Consider the following 20,415-nt stretch of genomic DNA (forward strand, 5'->3'; position numbering starts at 1 on the left):
TAATAAAACAGTGCTCATATTAATAGTTGCTTTAAGTGCAGGCGCAAAAGAAAAGGGGTGCCTGGTTGTTTGTTGATGAAATTTTAATGAATTAAAAATGAGTTCATTATCATCAAATATTACGTATGACCGTTGAAAAACAATAAAATAAATAGATGAAAAATTATAAAAAAGCTTTCTTGCTATTATTAGTATTGGTCTGTGGTCAAATATTTAGTCAGGAAAATAAGCGAACTAAAGAAGAAAGGCTGGAATGGTTTAAGGATGCCAAGTTGGGGATCTTTATACACTGGGGGATCTATGCAGTAAATGGGATAGATGAATCCTGGTCGTTTTTTAACAATTACATTTCATATCCTGATTATATGAAACAATTAAACGGTTTTACCGCTAAAGAATATGACCCGGAATATTGGAGTAAACTTATTAAGGAAAGTGGTGCAAAATATACTATAATAACAACAAAACACCATGATGGTGTTGCACTTTGGAATACCAAATACGGTCATTTGAATGTCGTAGATAAGACGAAAGCGAAGCGGGATTTAATTGCACCGTTTGTAAATGCCGTGCGCAAAGAAAATCTAAAAATTGGACTATATTATTCTTTATTGGATTGGTCTCACCCAGATTACCCTAACTTTTTACGGCACGAAAAACGATATACCAAAGATGCTAAAAGATGGAAGTCTTTTACAAAATTCAATTTCGGACAAATAGAAGAACTAACAGCGTTTAATCCAGATTTGTATTGGTTTGATGGAGATTGGGAACAATCGGCAGAGATGTGGAAGGCTAAAGAAATTCGTGAATTATTATTAGAAAGAACGCCAACAACCATTATAAACTCTCGATTACAAGGTTATGGCGATTATGCAACTCCTGAACAAGGTGTCCCCATTACAAAACCTGATAATAATTATTGGGAGTTATGTATGACCATGAATAATTCCTGGGGCTATCAACCAAATGATATGGAATATAAAACAACGAATCAGCTAATTCGCATTTTAGTAGATTGTATTAGTATGGGAGGCAATTTATTATTGGATATCGGCCCAAAACCAGATGGCACCATTCCGCAAGAACAAATAGCTATTTTAAAAGGCATTGGTAGATGGACAAGCAAACATAAAGAGGCTATTTATGGTACAAGAGCTGGGATCCCTTATGGGCATTTTAACGGTTATACGGCTTTATCAAAAGATAAAACCATGCTGTATTTGTATGTAGATAACAAGCCTAATGGTCCATTGTTAATAAAAGGACTAAAGAACAAGATCAATAGAATTTGGGTTGTTGGTAATGGTACAAAACTATCTCATAAAGTTGTTGGAAAACAGTATTGGAGTGCTGTTCCAGGTTTGTTGTATATAGATGTTCCTGAAAAAGTTCAAGATAAAGATGTGACCGTAATAGCTGTATTGTTAGATGGAGAAGTAGATTTGTATAGAGAAAAAGGGCAAGTTATTGAAAGCAATTAGATGAACGTATTCAATTTTATAAGGCGGGTAATATCTGCAACCAATGCTTAAAAAGGAGCCACCTTGCTTATAAAACAAAACACTTCTTAAAAAAATTGAAAACTAACTTTAATATGAGGCCACTTGCGTTCGTAATTAAAAATCAATCTAACCGTTTAAAAATAGAAGTAAAAGGACCTTAATTAACCAATTGAAAAAGTTTAAATGAGTTCATTAGATGTTACATACGACAAATAAAAAACCATCTGAATGTCTGTGATCATGCATAATGATATTTTTGTCATTCAGAACGAAGTGATTAACCTGTTGTAAATCAATAAAATAGATCGTTACCTTGGACAAAATCAATATATTTTTAGATTTATGACAAATTACGGACAATCAATAAAAAACAATTAATATAAACACATGAAACGAGCATTAATAAATTTTAGACATTTTTTTTACAGAAGATAATGTTTAAAATTCCTGCCTGCCTGCCGGCAGGTTTAATGTGAGAGCGTAGCGGTTACATACGTTCTCAATTTTATAATTAACATCAAATCAAATAATTATAAAGATTTAAACGTATGAAAAAAGTAATTGCAGCCATAGTTTTTTTGTTTTTAATTCAAGGCTTTTCTCAAAACCCCGTTAATTATGTAAACCCGTTTATAGGGACATCAAATTTTGGTGCTACAAATCCAGGGGCGATAGCACCTAGAGGTATGGTAAGTGTGGCTCCCTTTAATGTGGCAGGAGCACCAAATTTACCTTTAGAAAAGGATAGTCGGTGGCTGTCTAATCCGTATGTTAACGAAAACACATTTTTAACAGGCTTTAGTCATGTTAATTTGAGCGGTGTTGGATGTCCGGATTTGGGCGTTATTTTAACCATGCCTACTACAGGAGCACTTAAAACGAATCATTTAGAATACGGAACCACTTATACTAACGAAGTGTCTAAACCTGGGTATTACAGTGTCAATCTTTCAAAATATAAAGTGAAGGCAGAAGTAACGGCCAGCACGAGAACAGGTGTGAGTCGTTATACATTCCCTAAGGGGCAATCCAACATGCTTATAAACTTGGGGTTAGGTTTAACTAATGAAGAAGGAGGCGTCATTAAGATTGTGTCTGATACCGAAATTGAGGGGATGCGCAATGTGGGGTCTTTTTGTTATTATAAACCAGAAGAAGCATATCCTGTGTATTTTGTGGCTAAATTTAGCCATCCTGCAGATGATTTTGGTGTATGGAATACGCCTAAAAAAGCAAAAGGTATAGAAAGCCAATGGATGGGATACAATGGGAAAACACGTTTGTATAAACAATATAAAAAAGAGGTAATAGGCGACAGTATTGGGAGTTACTTTACCTATCATTTCAAAGCGCCTACCACCGTAGAAGTTAAAATCGGGGTTTCCTATGTTAGCATAGAAAATGCTCGCGAAAATTTAGAAAAAGAAACGCAAGGCCTAACGTTTGATGATGTTTATCATAAAACGAGTACGACCTGGAACGATTTATTATCTAAAATCGAAGTTGAAGGGGGAACAGAAGACGACAAAACTATTTTTTATACAGCATTGTACCATACGCTCATTCATCCAAATACATTAAACGATGTAAATGGTGACTATCCAACCATGGCCAAGCGAGAAACTGCAAAAACAAAAGGTACTCGGTTTACGGTATTTTCCTTTTGGGATACTTATAGAAACTTACATGCATTGATGTCTTTGGTATACCCTAAGCAACAGTCCGATATGGTAAAAAGTATGCTTAATATTTATGATGAAAGTGGTTGGTTGCCAAAATGGGAATTAAATGCTACAGAAACAACCACTATGGTTGGAGACCCTGCAGGGATTATATTAGCAGATACCTATTTACGGGGCATTCAGGATTTTGATGTTGAAAAGGCATACGAAGCCATGCGTAAAAGTGCCTTACAATTAGAAAACAACCCTTTAAGGCCAGGAATAAAGGATTATGTAGAAAAAGGCTATTTAACAACGACGACTACCAAAAGTGGATCGGTATCTACGACACAAGAATACAATATTACTGATTTTGCAATCGCTCAATTAGCCAAAAAGCTAAATAAGAAACAAGACTACGAATTGTTTTCTAAGCGATCTGTCTCATATCGAAATTTATTTGATAAAGCGTTTAACCTTTTAAGGCCAAAAAACCATGATGGCTCCTGGTTCTCTCCTTTTAATCCAAATACAGGTGCCAATTTTGAAAAAAATGTAGGTTTTATAGAAGGTAATTCTTGGCAGTATACTTTTATGGTTTCCCATGATATAAAAACACTTATGAAACTTATGGGAGGAAAAAGGCAGTTTGTAAAACAACTAGATGCAGTGTTTGATAATAAACAATTTGACATGGCGAACGAACCAGATATAAACTATCCTTTTTTATATAATTATGCAAAGGGATATGAACGAAAAACACAGGATCGTGTTTCAGGTTTAATAAAAGAATATTTTACCAACAAGCCCGATGGCTTACCAGGGAACGACGATACGGGCACCATGTCTGCATGGTTAATTTATAGTATGATGGGGATATATCCCAGCGTTCCTGCCAAACCCAATTATACAATAACAACCCCGCACTTTAACAAAATTACCATTCATTTAAATACCAATTATTATAAAAATGATAAGCTAATTATTACCTCCAATACTTCAAAAGATAAAAATTACATTAAGAGCATTCGTATTGATGGAAAACCGTATAAAGACTATTTTATTTCACATAAAAAATTAGTGAATTCAAGAACCATTGAGTTTACTTTAGAATAATGTTATTTTTCACTATCTGTAAGTAGCCCCATATTAGTTCACATGTACACTAGTACTTCGCCTGTGACGAGTGCCGTATCTGAATATAAAAATAGTGAGCTAATCTAAACTAAACATGTTATGTTGGGGTTTAATAGGTGTTCTTACAAAGAGTTGAAGTTAAAAACTATATGATCTTCCGTCTATTTAACCATGTTATTAGTCGAAATAAATTCGCATTATTCCAGTCTTTCCTTTCCTTAGCACAAAAGAAAATAAATCAAATTATTATTTTATGTCGATTAAGTGTTAATTTGTTATTTGTTTATTTTGAACAGTTTGTTAGTTTGGAAAAACTTGAGAAATCAAGTTTTTCTTTTTTAGTAGTAATACCCATTTGAATATAACACCATTTACACCTTGAATTTACCCGATTCTTGCCTGCCGGACGGGCAGGCAGCCGAAGAACACAAGAAAAACAAAGGCTAAGCATACTACTATGGGGCAGTCTCGAGCCTGTCTGCCGACTAGGTATGGATAGTTCGTTTCAAGAAATTCTTTTATTACAACATTCTACATTCAAATGGGGCTAATTTATAATGGGTCAATTAATGTATGTTGATTTAGATAGAAGTATTTGACGCTTGTAGAAAAAATATTATTAGATTTATAGCAAATAAAAATTTTAAAATAAAAATTGATATATGAATACCTCTAAAAAATGCCAGTAGTATTTAAAAAGGTGTTCATTCCTTTTTTTCTATTCACCTCATTATTTGCCTTATGGGGGCTAATGCCTAAGTTATAAGGAATGGTTATAGATGCTGGTGGGTATGGTGTTGCCGATATTCATGTGGAAATACCAACAAGCATCACCAATAGCCAACCCAGGTGAAAAATGCTACTAATGGATAGAATATATAAGTTAAATTATAAACTATAAAAACCTTTAAAATGAGATTCGCAATTTTTATCACAATCTGCTCTTTAGTTACTTCTTGCTCAAATAAGTTCGAACAAGTAGTAAATTCTGAAGAAGATTATCAAATCATTCCAAAACCCGTGACACTAGAAATGTCTAATGGAAGATTTTTAGTTGACTCCGATACCAAAATTCAGTATGATTCGGATTTAAAAAATGAAGGCAGTTATCTGGCAGAGATGCTAAGCCTTGCTACTGGGAATACCATTGTTTCAAGTGCTGATACAGATCAAGGAACTATTATGTTGAAATTAGACAATACCATAACAAATGAGGAAGGCTATACCTTATCTGTAAAATTCGATAAAATTATTATTGCTGGAAAAACGGCCAAAGGGGTGCTTTATGGTATTCAGACCTTAAGGCAGTTAATGCCTTCTTCTATAGAAAAGGGGCAGGTGGCAGAATTAACAATTCCTGCAGTACATATTACAGATAGCCCGAGATATCAATACAGAGGTATGCATTTGGATGTTGCCCGTCACTTTTACGATGTCGATTTCATAAAAAAATATATTGATTTGATTGCCATGCATAAAATGAATACATTTCATTGGCATTTAACAGAAGATCAAGGGTGGCGTATAGAAATAAAGAAATACCCAAAATTAACAGAAATTGGAGCCTTTAGAAATGGCACCATAGTAGGGCATCATCCAGGAACAGAAAACGATAATAAAAAAGATGGTGGGTTCTATACACAAGAACAAATTAAAGAAATTGTTGCGTATGCGACCAAGCGTCATGTAACCGTTATTCCAGAAATTGAATTACCGGGACATAGTAGTTCGGCTATAGCTGCCTACCCGTATTTAAGCTGCTTCCCTAAAGAACCTACGGTGGTTACTAATGATATGATGTCTGAAAAAAGCAAAGAGCTACAAGCTGCTGGAACTCCAAAAGTAGTACAGGAAACCTGGGGTGTATTTAACGATGTGTACTGTGCAGGTAAAGAGGAAACATTTACTTTTTTACAAGACGTATTAGATGAGGTTATTCCATTATTCCCATCAACATATATACATATTGGAGGCGATGAGTGTCCGAAAGAAAATTGGAAGCGTTGTCCAAATTGCCAATCTCGAATTAAAAAGGAAGGGTTACATGATGAACATGAGCTTCAAAGTTATTTTATTCAGCGTATAGAAAAATATCTTAATGCTAAAGGCAAGCAAATTATAGGTTGGGATGAAATCTTGGAAGGTGGTTTAGCACCAAATGCTACGGTAATGTCATGGCGAGGAACTAAAGGAGGTATTGAAGCGGCAAAGCAACATCACGATGTTATAATGACTCCTGGGCACTCATGTTATTTTGATCATTATCAATCAAAAGATAAGGATAATGAACCTTTGGCAATAGGAGGCAAAACAACTGTTAAAGATGTGTATGCTTATGAGCCAACTCCAAAGGAATTAGCAGCCGATGAGCAAAAATATATTTTGGGAGCACAAGGGAATGTTTGGACAGAATACATGGGAACTACCGATCATGTTGAATATATGATTTTACCAAGAATGACTGCCCTTTCAGAAGTGGTTTGGTCTACAAAAGCATCTAAAGATTGGGACGATTTTAAATGGCGCTTGGAGCATTTTAAAAACAGATATGATAATCTCGGCTTAAATTATGCAAAGCATACATTTAAAAGTGAATAGGTTTTAAATAATGGATATAGAAGAATACATGTAAACAAAAAGAGGCAATGTCATTAAGTTAAGGATGAAAATGTTGGTCTGAACCTCTTGTCTCTTCTCGAGACAAATTAAAACTGAAGGACACCATGTGATAAAATAAACGCCTTTAACTTAATGACATTAACCCAGTAATATCTAAAACAAATTGTCATTATGTTTTCGCTACTGTAAGCGCTACAATTCCTAAATTTACTTTCGAATATTTAGATGGCGGCTGCAATGAAGCTGTCAATATTTATAAGAATACTGCAGAAATTAGAGCCGTAGAATAACTTCCTGAATATTTGAGCAAACATATCAAACCTGATATGAAAACAGGATTATTTGGTCATTGTGTTCTTGAAAAGCGTTTTTTTACTGCTTGTGGCATATGGCTAACCTTTTGTAGCAAACTTCACCATACAAGGAGTTAAGAGCGTTGTCCGTATGTTTTTTTGGTTCCTGATTCGCATCATTCTCAAATTGATATAATTTTAGAAAATTTAAGGTGTTTTTACATTATGGCCGCTTTTGGGCACTTAAGTCTCCTTTTTTTTTAACTTTGAAAAGCGAACTCTAGTTTTTATGTCTATCTATGTCTTTATTGAATAAATTTAATTTAATCTTGGTCAATGTATTACCAGGCAACTCTAAAAAAGACTCAGCACCTCTTACCGATGATGAACTTGTCCTACAAATAGTAGAAACAAATAATGCCATTCTCTTTGGTAAGCTTTATGATAGATACAGTAAAAAGGTGTACAGTAAATGCTATAGTTTTTCAAAAGATAAACATGAAGCTCAAGACCTTGCCCAAGACGTATTTATAAAACTTTTTACCAAACTGGGCACCTATAAAGCACAATCTAAATTTTCTACCTGGCTATATAGCTTTACTTATAACTTTCTTGTAAATTATAAGAAACAAGACACTTCAAAAAAGCTAAAAGAACGTTGGGAAAGATTAAATAAATACGATTATTATTTGGCCTCAGAAGATGATGTTGACGAAGATGATCTTTTCGAATTAAGGGCTTCTAAGCTTGAAAAAGCTTTAGAACTTATGGAACCCGCAGATAAGGCTTTGCTTTTATTAAAATATCAGGATAATGTATCTGTTAAAGATATACAGGCTATTTTAAATATAAATGAAAGTGCTGTAAAAATGAGACTTAAAAGAGCTCGCATAAAATTAATAAAAGCTCACAATAAACTTAAAGATTAATGAGTAAGAAAAACCCTTTTAAAATAATAGAATTGACAGACCCTATATTACCGGAAACCTTAAAAGAAAATATCATTGAAGATATTATAGAAAGTATTGAAGATTCTAAAAAGGACTCCAATGCTGAAGGATCCGATTCTGGTTTAGATACCAACAACACCTAAGATACATATTTTTAAGTGACTTTTTTGTCTCTTTGCTGTCATAGAATAATAAACACTGATTAAAGTGATATTGGCTATGGAAAAACAAAACCCATTTAAAAATATCGGACAGCCGCCACATGACGTCCCTGAGGATATTAGGAATAATATTATGAAAAGCATTACCACGGCTAAACATTTAATGAAAATTAAATTGCTTTTTAAACAAAATCATAAAGCTGCCATGTCCTCATTATTTAAGAGGAAAATAAATAAGCCGCCATCTAATTAGCTCAAAAAAACCTGTTACTTTTCTTTGGACATTAAATTTTATTAGTAGCAACTGCTGGTAATATTAATAAAGGCACTGGGCTATTAAAACTTACTTTATCAACAACATCTTCATTAGTTAAATTATATAAGAAATTATTTTTGTGATGAATGAATGCCACCATATCACTTTGTGTTTCCTTTATAAAGTCTTTTATAGCTTTGGTTTCTGACGTTTCGTACGTTATTTTATGAAAAAAATATGGGATACCTTCCAATAAATGGGTCAATGCTTCTTTATGCCGTTTTTGTTTTTCGGTAAGCATACGATCTTCCATTATTTGCACGATCTTTAACTTTGCTTTATGGTGTTCTAATAGTTTAAATAATGGTTTTAACTCGGTTTTTACAAATGGTCTTTTATAATTTGTAGAAAAAACAATTTGTTTAATCTTTTTAGGTATATAATCTTGAGGTACTATAATAGTTGGGCACTTAGAGATGGCATTAATAACCTTTACGGCATGACTTCCTAAAAACACGCTTTTTAAACCTTTCGCCCCTTTTGTCCCCATAATGATAAAGTCTATGCCATAATCATCTACTATGCTTTTCGTTGATGGAATGAAACGATCTAATTTGCTTATGCTTTTAAATTGATGTTTCGTGTTATGGCTCGTTTTTTTTATCTGACTTACAACACTTTCTAAATCATTTTTAACGCCTACAGATATGATTTCGACCCATTCATTTCCCCATTCATCCTCTAAAAGATTTAATGGTAAAACCGTATGTGCAGAAAACAAGTAAAAGGTCACTTCAAAATCTTCAAAAAGGAACTGTCCATAATGTAACGCATTAAGGGAGCTGTCCGAAAAATCGATTGGTATGAGTATTTTTTTCATATCTAAATAAGTTATTGAACAATAATAAGATGCATACTACTTTTTAGACATAAATATAATATTAGGGTCACCATTTAGACAGTACAAAATTAAAGTGACCAATTTTTTTTTAACTGTCTTAATAGAAAGCCTGTTAAAATGGGAATATAACTTTTAAAATCTAATATGAACATGTTTATCGTGTATTCAGGTTTCGTAATGATGTCCTATGCTGTTATAGCCAATGATGTCATTAAAATATTAGGAACTTTTTTAGCTTCCAATATTTTGGCTATTTTAATTTATCTGTTAAAAAAAGACAAATTGAAACACACGTATAAATTAATATTCAAAGACCTCGCAAAGGTCTATCAAAATAGGGTTAATCGTTAGTGTGCCCATCGCTTTTACTATTCAATTATTAAAAACATAAAAATGAAAAAAAATCATTGTTTTTACCTTATAGCACTAGGTGTTTTCATATTTGCCCATTCTTGTACAGCGCAAGAAAGCGGTAATTTAAATAATACCCTCTCTGCATCTGTTCCGAGCGAAGTCGAATTGGCAGAAACCCCTGTACAAAATTTAGACTTGCCCTTACGAATTAAAGATGATACCATACCATTACGAAAACTTATTGATAGTACACTTCAGAAAAAATTAGAGCAAGAAATTAATAAAAAACCACGGTGGAAAAAACTTGTAGCCAATAAAAGAATGGCTATTGGAGTAGTGGATTTATCAGATGTAAACAACATACGCTTCGCCTGTGTAAATGGGAACCATATGATGTACGCCGCTAGTTTACCAAAAATTGCCGTACTACTTGCTGCAACCGATGCCATAGAAAAAGGGGAGCTTATTGAAACCAAAGCGGTAAAAGCAGATATGAAAATAATGATAAGCAAGTCTAACAATGCAGCGACTACGCGCATGATTAACCGGATAGGCTACGAAAAAATTGAAGCTGTTTTAACAAGCGACCGCTATAATTTATATGATGAGGAATATGGCGGTGGATTATGGGTAGGCAAATGCTACGGTAGCGGTGGTGATACTAACAGGGACCCCTTAAAAAACTTAAGTCATGCAGCATCTGTGACCCAGGTTTGCAGATTCTATTATTTGCTTGCCCAAGGCAAACTGGTTACCGAACAGCGTTCTAAACTCATGTTGGATATTATGGAAGACCCGGCTTTGCACCATAAGTTTGTAAATACATTAAATAGAATAGCACCCAATGCACGTTTGTTCCGTAAATCGGGTTCCTGGAAAAATTGGCATTCAGACTCTGTTTTAGTATGGGGACAAGATCCGAACAGAAGGTATATTCTTGTAGCTCTCATAGAAGACAACAACGGTGAACAAATTATAAGAAACCTGGTAGAGCCTTTAGAAAGGGTACTTAAAAATAAAGAAACATTTTAAAAAAAGGATATCCCAATAGTGGTATTTGAAAAATTGTTTCTAAATTCATAAATCAAAAGATAACTTTTGTGACAGTTACATTTACAACATTAATTATTTTTTGTAAATGAAACGAAGTAACCCTTTGAAAAAATGATAACAAAAGCCATAAAAAAGATTTTCAATATCCGCGATGGAGAATTAAAAATAGCTTTGCTCATGCAGGGCTATATCTTTTTTATTATTACAACATTGCTTATTATTAAACCTACGGTAAACTCGCTATTTATATCGGAGGTAGGGGCAGAAAATCTTCCATTCGGATATCTATTGGTAGCAATAACAGCTGTAATAAGTTCATTCTTTTATGCAAGGGCAACCGAACGGTTTTCATTGCTCCGTATCATACGGTTTACACTAGCACTGAGTATTTTGTCTTTATTTATATTGGGCACCTTATTATATCTCAACCTCATTAAAGGCTGGTTGTTGTATGGCTTTTATATAGGAGTGGCCATTTATGCAGTTCTGGCTACCTCCCAATTTTGGGTACTGGCAAATTTGGTATTTAACATCAGGGAAGCCAAAAGGCTTTTTGGTTTTATTGGAGCTGGCGCAATAGCAGGAGGCATTTTTGGAGGCTATTTAACGACGGTGCTAGCACCCCTTATAGGTAACGAAAACCTCATTTTTGTGGCTTCTTTATTTTTGGTGTTATGTTTTCCGTTATTGGCCCATATTTGGAAAACCAAAGTATTGTTGCTCAATAGTTTTAAACAGAAAAAACGAATAGCTTCTTCTAAAGAGAGTCCTTTTAAATTGGTACTGGGCTCTAAGCATTTAACATATTTGGCAGCTATTATTGGTATAGGGGTCATTACTGCAAAGCTGGTTGATTATACCTTTAGTTATATAGCTGCAGAGCGTATTACGGATAGTGACGAATTAACTTCCTTTTTTGGTTTTTGGTTATCGTCGTTTAATGTGGTTTCCTTATTGTTACAACTATTTTTAACCCGGAGAATAGTGGGGGTTTGGGGCGTTGGTTTTTCATTATTAATATTACCGGTTCTTGTTTTTATGGGGGGCTTGCTCTTTTTTGTTTTTCCAGAATTATGGGTTGTTATACTTTTAAGGGCTATAGATACAAGTTTTAAGCAGTCTATTAACAGATCTGCTGTCGAGCTTATTGCTTTGCCACTTCCATTCCAACTTAAAAGGAAAACGAAATCGTTTATAGACGTGGTTGTAGATAGCATTGCTACGGGAGTTGCAGGATGTATACTCATTTTTCTTATTAAAGGGCTAGATGTTTCGCCCAAGTATATAATAATGCTTATTGTACTGCTTACCTTTGTTTGGGCATATTTTGTTTTCAAACTACGCACAGCCTATTTTTTATCTTTTAGAAAAAACTTAAACACTATGGCTTCGCACCCTAAAAAACGTGAAACAATGGTATCCAAGGAGTCCTTTATTAAAGGGATGCGCCATGTATTTCAACAAGGAGAAGAAAGAGAAATTCTTTATATGTTGGGAAAAACCCTTGAGATCAATGATCGTCGATTGGAAAGCCTCATTTCTAAATTGTTGTACCACCCTTCAAACAAAGTGAAAACGGCTGCCTTACAAAACTTGTTTTTTCTTAACAATAGAACCATATACCTCGAAGTGCAGCAATTACTACATAGTGAAGATGATGAAGTGGTACTTGCCGCCCTGGAATACCTACTGCTTCATGCAGATACTAGCGAGGATATCGTCTTTGACAAGTATTTAAACCATCCTAACGAACGTCTTGCTAATGCAGCGTTAATCTGTCTTGCTAAAGAATCAAGGGATAACCAAAGTCTTAAAAAAAAATATCACTTGTATAAGCGCATTCAGGAAAAAGCATTCCAAATTGAAGAACTCGAAGGAGCATTTAAAACAAAGTTTCAAATAGAGCTTCTTGAAATTATAGGCTTTTCAGATTATAAAGATGGATATATGATGCTTTTAGAAGCTATAGAGAGCGATGATTTGCAGTTACAAAAGGCAGCCATCTTGGCTGCGGGTAATACCATGAATCAGGTTTTTATACAACCTATTCTAGAAAAAATGATAAACAAGGAGCAGCGGGAAACGGTAATTAAGGCACTATTACAATTTGACGAAGGCATGTTGCCTATATTGCGCAATAATATTACAGCTACCGAAGTGACCTTGCAAATAAAGCAATTCATACCAAAAGTGATGGCTGCTTTTAATTCACAGTCGGCCGTAAATACTTTAATTGTGAGCTTTAAGGAAGCTCAAGACCTATCCGTTAGGCTGGAGTGTGTTACGGCCTTGGCCAAATTGAAGGAAGAAAATATAAGTTTGCACTTTAATGAACGTGAAATAGCCAAGCTCATTTTGGAAGAGTGCAAATTATACGATAGTACCATTAGCGCCATGCATACACAAATAATTGTGCATTATCTACGTAGGAAGAAGTTAAAGCAGCTACTGTCTGAAAACGAAATGCAAGCCAGGGAAAGTTTAATGGAACTCCTGGAACGAAGATTGGAAAATGGGTTAAATCGAATTTTTAAATTGTTGGAACTACGGTATGCCTCTCAAGATATTCGAATGGCCTATGAGGGTATTTTAAGCGAAGAACATGAAAAACGAACCAACGCTATCGAGTTTTTGGATATGCTGTTAACCCCTTCCTTAAAAGGTGCCTTAATTCCCATAGTGGAGGCTACCATACTGGATACTTCATCTGAAGAGGTGATTGAAATGATAAGTAAAAGCAAGATTACGGAATTCGATTGTTTTAGATCAATTTTAGAAGGCCGGGACTTGAAATTAAAATTAGCCGTACTTTATCTAATCCAGCAGATGGCCCACGTAAAGTACCTGCCTCTTTTAGAGACGCTTGTCGATAGTTATGATGATAAAGTTAAGAGCTTTGCAAGAAATGCAATGAACACCATACATGTAAACATACATTAACTAGAACAACCTGAATCCGATTCAATAACGGTTGTGTTTATTTTATACCTCTAATAGTGTGGTCAATTCTACTTGCCAATGCCAAATGATCTCCAGCAGAGTTTTTACTTAAAACATTGGTCATTAAACAGACCATATATTTAGCACCATCCGTATGCTCTATAATAGCCACGGAATTCATATAGTTAAACACGTTACCTCTATATTTGCCACAAGCAGCATCTTTTGTTTTATCACATTTGTATAAACTGCCAGATTTAAAATATACGGCTGCATCTCGTAATTCGGGGGCCTGTGCATATCGTATCCTTCGGTCTGTCATGTACATTAAACGTTTGATCTCAAGACTGGATTTTACATCTACGACCTTTCCTTGTTCTAGCTGTACCATCCATTTCATTAAACCCAATGGCGAACCTATACTGCCTCCTTTGCTTCCTACGTAGGGGTTTGCTCCTCTGGTAAAAAATGTACCTAAACGCCATTCGTCTTCTGTAATGCCTAATGGTCTCAATGGTTGGTTTGCTACAGTAATGGCAAGGTCTGTAATATCGTTTTTAGAACCCTTTTTAAAATAAGCATCGGCATCTTCTTGTGTCATTGTGGGGTATTTATCTCCAAAAGCGGCCATTAAAAGAGCCTCTCTCCAAACGACACTTGCGGCGCCATTGTTACTTACGGAAAGCATATGGTCTGCCCATTCAAAAAGAGAAAATACATCACTTGCTATGGCCTGGCGCTTCACTAACTTATTGGTCTCAATATTAAAGATTGGTATCGTATGCTCATCTGTTAACACCCAAGGGCCTCCTTTTACCATTTTGGTTTTTAATAATTCTACCCGTTTGCTATAATCATTGGGATATATTTTGGCTAACTGATCGAACAGCGCAGTTACTACGACCAATTTACCTACACTACCTGGTTGATAACCTCTGGTTTCATTTTGTTGTGCATAGCGTAAGTTTTCAGGATGGGTCATATCTAAAATCGTTATAGAGTAACTTTTATGCAATCTGGGAAAAAGGGCATCTATTTTCTTTTGTAATACCGCATCTTCTACCAAAATATCCTGAGTATTGACCTGCTTTTTGGAGAGTAAATTCAATTTAATATCATTGATGCTCTTTAAAGCACCTGCAGGTAATCTGGCATCTGGTAAATCGCCGGAAAGGGATAATTGCAGGCGTTTCAATCGCTTTATTCCAGAATATTGATAGCCGTCAATGGGGTAGATAGTATCCTTTATAGGCATGTTAAGCGACATACATAAAAAGGTGATTATAGTCATTTTAAATAATTTCATGTTCTTATAATTTTGTGTTCAATAAGATTTCTTTTTGGGTATTCACACTTGGGGTAATCGATTTTAGATAGTCAGATCCCAATGCATTTTTGTTTTCAACAAAGGGACGTATTTGGAACAACCATAATGTATTGTCTTTAAACCCAAGTTCTACATCATAAGCGTCCTTATAGCCCGATTTGGTCTTCTTTGCCAATACTTTTCTAATTGTTGCTGCAAGTTCGTTTATTTCTGAAATATTCTCGGCGTTGAGAATTGGTTTTTCAAACGTAGCTACTTTTTTTCCGGTACCTCCTGTAGGAGGTAGGGTATTATAATAAGTTTCGCGTGCTGGCGATACCAGTTGATAACTGCCATCTGGTTTTATAGTATAGGATTCTGCCGCTTGGCCGTCAACGGCACCCCCCGCACCACGACTAAAAGCAATGGTTAAATCGGTATCATTTTCTGTAACAATTCCCTTGGTTATCAATACGCCCGAATAATCTACATCTACCGATGGGATGACCAAAATAGATGGAAATACATTTTCGGGGTTGAGCAGGTATTTTTGCCGCCACTTAAAACTGCGCTCTGTGTAAGGTGAGGCCCATACATCACGAATACCTTGCAAAATATTATCTTCTTCAAGGGCATTAAAAATAGTTAGGTTTAAACCAGCTCCCGTAAAATCCTTTAGGTCTTCCATATTGGTATCACTGCGCAAAAAAACAGGTACGTTACCTATAGGTTTTCCAAAGATGTTTTGAAAAGATGTACCTATTTCAGAAGAAAACCGAGATTTTAGCGGCATTGTTTTAATGGCTGTTCTTAAAACTTCCAGTTGACGTAATTGATAATTTTCTACTTCTTTTTCCGAAATGCCCTGAGCAAGTTTTTTCTCTGCTTCGGCAAATATGGCATTTAAAAACGCCCAATATGATTTGCCCTGATTAGGCATAGGTTGATCCATATGGCTTTTAAAAACCCCAAAAGGAATAACAAATCCTTCTACTACCTTTTCAGGAAACATAGATTTTAACTGCCCCAGGTTTGCTGCTTTAGGACCACATAGTTTTCCGGAATCTTTGGCATCTACCTCGCGAAGGTTCAACACATTGTCAAGGTCTAACCGTATATCATTTACAGGTACGGTAATTTTATCTTCCTTTCGTACTTTTTTGGCAAAAAGTGCTTGTTCCTCAGAAGTCATCCTGATGGCTTCTTTTAAGATAACCGTTCCACGATTTGATACCGCATAAAAAACCTTTTTCCCGCTAAAAACCAATAGGTCTTGTAAATTTTCATCAGATAGGGCAGCATTGGGAATACCTAAATTTCGTGCAAGCAATTGTACATGGGAAACCAAATTTCCTTCTGCTACTGTTGCAATGCCCGCTACTGGTTTTAAATCTGATGGCGCATGTTCAAAAATGTAAATCTTATCGTCAGATACATCAATGTCATCTGGGTTTCTTTTTATAACCACTAATTCCCCAAGAGCATACCCAGGGTTTAACCCACGTATGCTACTTTGGTTTGTAAGGTTTAGCACTTTATTGGATAATGATGATTCCTTGGCTATAAAGAGTCCTAGGTCGCCCACCGCTTTTCCTAATTGTAAAACTACAGAAGAACGAATACGGTCATCGATAAATCCATATGCCTTAGGCTCAAAAACGGTATAGGTATTAACCACATTTTGATAGCTCGCCTTCACCATTGCTGTACTCCATTCTACTACACCTCTTGCCGTTTCTAGTTTTTTAGTGAGCTCACCTAAAGTTATTTTGTTGGAGGTGTCTGGCTTTAAAATAGATGCTGCTTTTTCCCATTCCCATAACTCAATAGAACCGCTTCCAGCAGCTGCTATACTCAGTACATAAATTTTATTAAGTTGCTCCTCTAGCGTAACAGGCTGCCATGAAGCACTGCTTTTAAACACGATGCTTTGTAATTGGTTGGCAATATCAAGTAGCTGTAAACGTTTGCTGGCGCTTTTTTCTTTAGTAATATCTTTTCTAATATTAAATAAGAGCAACGCAGTTTCCTTGGTTAATGTTGCAGGTGGGCTATTTATATTGTTCTGTACATAAACCTTAATGGCAGACGTTAAAGAACTGGTTGCCGATAGCTTTTCTGCTTTTGTAAAAATGTCCTGTAAATCAATCGGCTTATGGAATTTTTGCATGGTGGCCACCAATTCATCAAATTTCTTTGCCAATAAAGGTGTTAGTTTAGATTCATGTGCTTTTTTAAATTGTATGGTCCTCTCAATATCGCTTTCCTCTGGATTGCTGTGGATTTTCACGCGCAAGTCCATAAACTTGCCGTATTGGTCTGAAATTACTTTAGACTGAGCACGCATTGATTGCGAAACATCATCATCTCCTTTATGTGGAATATCCCTTAACGATTGCAATACCAGAAAATAATGTTTAGTGAGCACTTCATCTTTTGTAAAAAGCCATTTGTAAAAATTAACGCCCCATTGTTCCTCATCTTCAATTTGAATGGCCCCTCTATAATATTGTCCTTTTTGGTTGATCCAGCCATCATCTATACGAGCTAGATAGCGCCCCAATTGATATTGCTTCAATCTCGAATAGTTTTTAGAAACATCTAAAAAATCCGCCTTATCCGTATATGCTAAAATCTGGCCTAAAAAGATATGATTGCGTTTGCCCAGGGCAATAATATCCTCTTTATATGTGGCATGTTGAATACCGCCTACAGCATCCGGACAAGGGTCTTTTGCTGCGCGTACAGTGCCATCGTCACAAAACCACTGGATATTCTTATAAGGCCCTCTAATGTCGTTTTTGTAAAAATCTATTTGAGCTTTTATCTTTTCTGGAGAAATAGTTTGAGCCGTTATAATATTAACAATTATAAGTGCCAAAAGAATGGAAACCCTAAATATATTTTTTTTCATTTTTAATTTGTTTATAATTTTTAAGACAGTACTCTTAAAAATGGGTCACTGAAAATAACTCATTTTATTGATCAAAAAATATTAAACTTTACAATAATTACTGTAAATCTCTTGGCCAGAGTTAGTAATTATCTGGTATTAAAGGTATATAAGAAAATACTTTAAAATAAATGTATTATGGATTCTTTTAACAATTACTCTAACTTTAAATTATAGTTCGTTAAAAAAAATCAAAAAAAAAAGTGACCTATATAAAAATATAATGTCTTAACTATTAAAACAATTAAACGACACATCCCTGGATGAATTTCAACTGGAGAAGTGTCGTTTAATACCAGTTCTGATTTAAATTTACTCAAAAGAAAAGTAGTAGATTTTTGACTTAGATGAAAAAGAAAATACAAGCATAGTTGGGCTACGGTTGTATTTTATTTTGAAATATTAGGCAAAAACATGCAGTTTTATTGAGTAAATTTAAGTTAGAAATGGTATAATTTTAAAGATAACAATAAAAAATCACCGAATTGATTTTTTTATTATGTTTGTTTAATGACGAGTTCTAAATTAAAGAACGCATTGCCATACTAAAATGAAAATTTTTTTCAGATTCGGGCTTAGGAGGATAAAGAAGTCTACTCCAAAAGTTGCTCTAGGGATAGAGAACCGAATTATCAGGCTGACTTCTGAAATAGTTACTACATGCTTTATTTTGGGGAGACATAGTTTTACGCCTTCAAACTTCTTTATTATTCGCATTTGAATTTTAGAAACACCTTACCGTTTACTCCATAGAGTAAAATCCTTATTTTCTAATTTTTCAACTATATCTTAATGAAAACAAAATATTTTGATCTTATCGATCAAACTTTTGATTTTCCGCAGGAAGAATTTACTTTAAACAACAACGAGTTATACTTTCACGGAATTGATTTAATGGAACTTATCAAAAAACATGGAGCTCCACTTAAGTTTACATACCTTCCTAAAATCTCAGATAACATTAACAGGGCAAAGGGGTGGTTTGAAGACGCTATAAAAGAACATAACTATCAAGGCCATTACAATTATTGCTATTGCACTAAAAGTTCACACTTTAAGCATGTACTGGATGAAGCGCTTAAAAATAACATCCATATCGAAACATCCTCTGCATTCGATATCGATATTGTTGAGAACCTTAAAGCACATGGAAAAATAGACGATAATACGTTTGTTATAAGCAACGGTTTTAAACGTGACCAATATATTCAAAACATAGCAAGGTTAATTAATAATGGACACAAAAACTGTATTACCATAATAGATAATTATGAAGAGATCGATCTTTTAAGTGACACTATTAAAGATACTTTTAATATAGGCATTCGTATTGCTTCTGAAGAAGAACCAAAATTTGAATTTTATACCTCTAGATTAGGTATTGGTTACAAAAATATTGTTCCTTTTTATACCAAGGAAATTAAGGACAACCCAAAAGTTAACCTTAAAATGCTACACTTTTTCATTAATACAGGTATTCGGGACAATGCCTATTACTGGAATGAACTATTAAAATGTATGAAAGTGTATGTGAACCTAAAGAAGATATGTCCTAGTCTGGATAGTCTGAATATAGGTGGTGGTTTTCCAATTAAAAATTCACTTGCTTTTGATTATGATTACGCCTATATGGTAAGCGAAATTATTAGCCAAATTAAACAGACCTGTGATGAGGCTGGCGTAGATGTTCCTAATATATTTACAGAATTTGGAAGCTTTACTGTTGGTGAAAGTGGTGGCGCTATTTATAAAGTGCTCTATCAAAAGCAACAAAATGATCGTGAAAAATGGAACATGATCAATTCTTCCTTCATTACAACAATGCCAGATACTTGGGCTATTAACAAACGTTTTGTAATGCTTGCCATAAATGGCTGGAACAAAGAATATGAGCGTGTTCTTTTAGGGGGCTTAACTTGTGATAGCGATGACTATTACAATAGTGAGCAACATATGAATGCTATTTATCTCCCTAAATTCAATAAGGAGAAGCCTTTATACATAGGCTTTTTTAATACGGGGGCCTATCAAGAAACCATTGGTGGTTTTGGTGGTTTACAACACTGTCTTATTCCTACGCCCAAGCACATTTTAATAGACCGTAGCGAGGATGGCCAATTAATGACTTCGGTATTTACAGAAGAACAAACATCCGAGCAATTATTATCAATTTTAGGTTATGACTTTAATGTTAATAAAGCATTAGCCAAAACAGGCACCTTATTAAATGAAGATAAACCTTTTAAAGATACAAACAATCACAACATCAAATTAAAGTCTTTGACACTTTAAACGAAACAGAATTAAATAATCAATAATAAAGTAT

Annotated in this window: 12 protein-coding genes and 1 pseudogene; 10 read left to right on the forward strand and 3 right to left on the reverse strand. The window is 34.7% G+C overall.

Annotation, left to right across the window (positions count from 1 at the left end; translation table 11 throughout):
• The first annotated feature begins 155 nt into the window (after positions 1–155).
• The 7 genes and pseudogenes from PQO00_RS03305 to PQO00_RS03335 all read left to right on the forward strand — a co-directional run bounded on the left by PQO00_RS03305 (position 156) and on the right by PQO00_RS03335 (position 8,579).
• On the forward strand, positions 156–1,484 hold the full coding sequence (locus tag PQO00_RS03305; RefSeq protein ID WP_274183409.1) for an alpha-L-fucosidase: 1,329 nt from the start codon (positions 156–158) through the stop codon (positions 1,482–1,484).
• Positions 1,485–2,053: 569 nt separating this feature from the next.
• Positions 2,054–4,282, forward strand: coding sequence for a GH92 family glycosyl hydrolase (locus tag PQO00_RS03310; RefSeq protein ID WP_274183410.1), 2,229 nt, complete (start codon positions 2,054–2,056; stop codon positions 4,280–4,282).
• Between the two features lie 933 nt (positions 4,283–5,215).
• The gene (locus tag PQO00_RS03315; protein WP_274183411.1) at positions 5,216–6,901 is read left to right on the forward strand and encodes a beta-N-acetylhexosaminidase; all 1,686 of its coding nucleotides are present in this window, start codon (positions 5,216–5,218) and stop codon (positions 6,899–6,901) included.
• A 158-nt stretch (positions 6,902–7,059) separates the two neighbouring features.
• A pseudogene (locus tag PQO00_RS03320) lies at positions 7,060–7,272 on the forward strand (alpha-hydroxy-acid oxidizing protein); the annotation flags it as partial.
• Between the two features lie 242 nt (positions 7,273–7,514).
• Entirely contained in the window at positions 7,515–8,144 is a 630-nt protein-coding gene (locus PQO00_RS03325) for an RNA polymerase sigma factor (RefSeq protein ID WP_274183412.1), read from the forward strand.
• Positions 8,144–8,308 carry a hypothetical protein gene (locus PQO00_RS03330; RefSeq protein ID WP_274183413.1) on the forward strand — a complete coding sequence of 55 codons (165 nt, stop codon included), beginning with the start codon at positions 8,144–8,146 and terminating at the stop codon, positions 8,306–8,308. Before PQO00_RS03325 ends, PQO00_RS03330 begins: the two co-directional genes overlap by 1 nt.
• A 76-nt stretch (positions 8,309–8,384) precedes the next feature.
• Positions 8,385–8,579 carry a hypothetical protein gene (locus PQO00_RS03335; RefSeq protein ID WP_274183414.1) on the forward strand — a complete coding sequence of 65 codons (195 nt, stop codon included), beginning with the start codon at positions 8,385–8,387 and terminating at the stop codon, positions 8,577–8,579.
• Positions 8,580–8,610: 31 nt separating this feature from the next.
• Here PQO00_RS03335 and PQO00_RS03340 read toward each other — a convergent pair whose 3' ends face one another.
• Positions 8,611–9,462, reverse strand: coding sequence for a universal stress protein (locus PQO00_RS03340; protein ID WP_274183415.1), 852 nt, complete (start codon positions 9,460–9,462; stop codon positions 8,611–8,613).
• 414 nt (positions 9,463–9,876) lie between these two features.
• On the opposite strand from PQO00_RS03340, the gene PQO00_RS03345 reads away from it, so the two are divergent.
• The gene (locus tag PQO00_RS03345) at positions 9,877–10,869 is read left to right on the forward strand and encodes a serine hydrolase (RefSeq protein WP_274183416.1); all 993 of its coding nucleotides are present in this window, start codon (positions 9,877–9,879) and stop codon (positions 10,867–10,869) included.
• A 132-nt stretch (positions 10,870–11,001) separates the two neighbouring features.
• Positions 11,002–13,830: an NTP/NDP exchange transporter gene (locus PQO00_RS03350; protein ID WP_274183417.1), complete on the forward strand. Its 2,829-nt coding sequence runs from the start codon at positions 11,002–11,004 to the stop codon at positions 13,828–13,830.
• A gap of 37 nt (positions 13,831–13,867) precedes the next feature.
• Here the strand turns inward: PQO00_RS03350 and PQO00_RS03355 are convergent, their stop codons facing one another.
• Positions 13,868–15,136, reverse strand: coding sequence for a serine hydrolase (locus PQO00_RS03355; RefSeq protein WP_274183418.1), 1,269 nt, complete (start codon positions 15,134–15,136; stop codon positions 13,868–13,870).
• Between the two features lie 4 nt (positions 15,137–15,140).
• Positions 15,141–18,050 (reverse strand): PEP/pyruvate-binding domain-containing protein, encoded by a 2,910-nt coding sequence (locus tag PQO00_RS03360; protein ID WP_274183419.1) that lies wholly within the window; start codon positions 18,048–18,050, stop codon positions 15,141–15,143.
• Positions 18,051–18,881: 831 nt separating this feature from the next.
• On the opposite strand from PQO00_RS03360, the gene PQO00_RS03365 reads away from it, so the two are divergent.
• Positions 18,882–20,381, forward strand: a complete 1,500-nt coding sequence (locus PQO00_RS03365; RefSeq protein WP_274183420.1) for an arginine decarboxylase — start codon at positions 18,882–18,884, stop codon at positions 20,379–20,381.
• Positions 20,382–20,415 lie beyond the last annotated feature (34 nt).

It is taken from the genome of Flavivirga sp. 57AJ16 (assembly GCF_028736925.1).
Classification (GTDB): domain Bacteria; phylum Bacteroidota; class Bacteroidia; order Flavobacteriales; family Flavobacteriaceae; genus Flavivirga.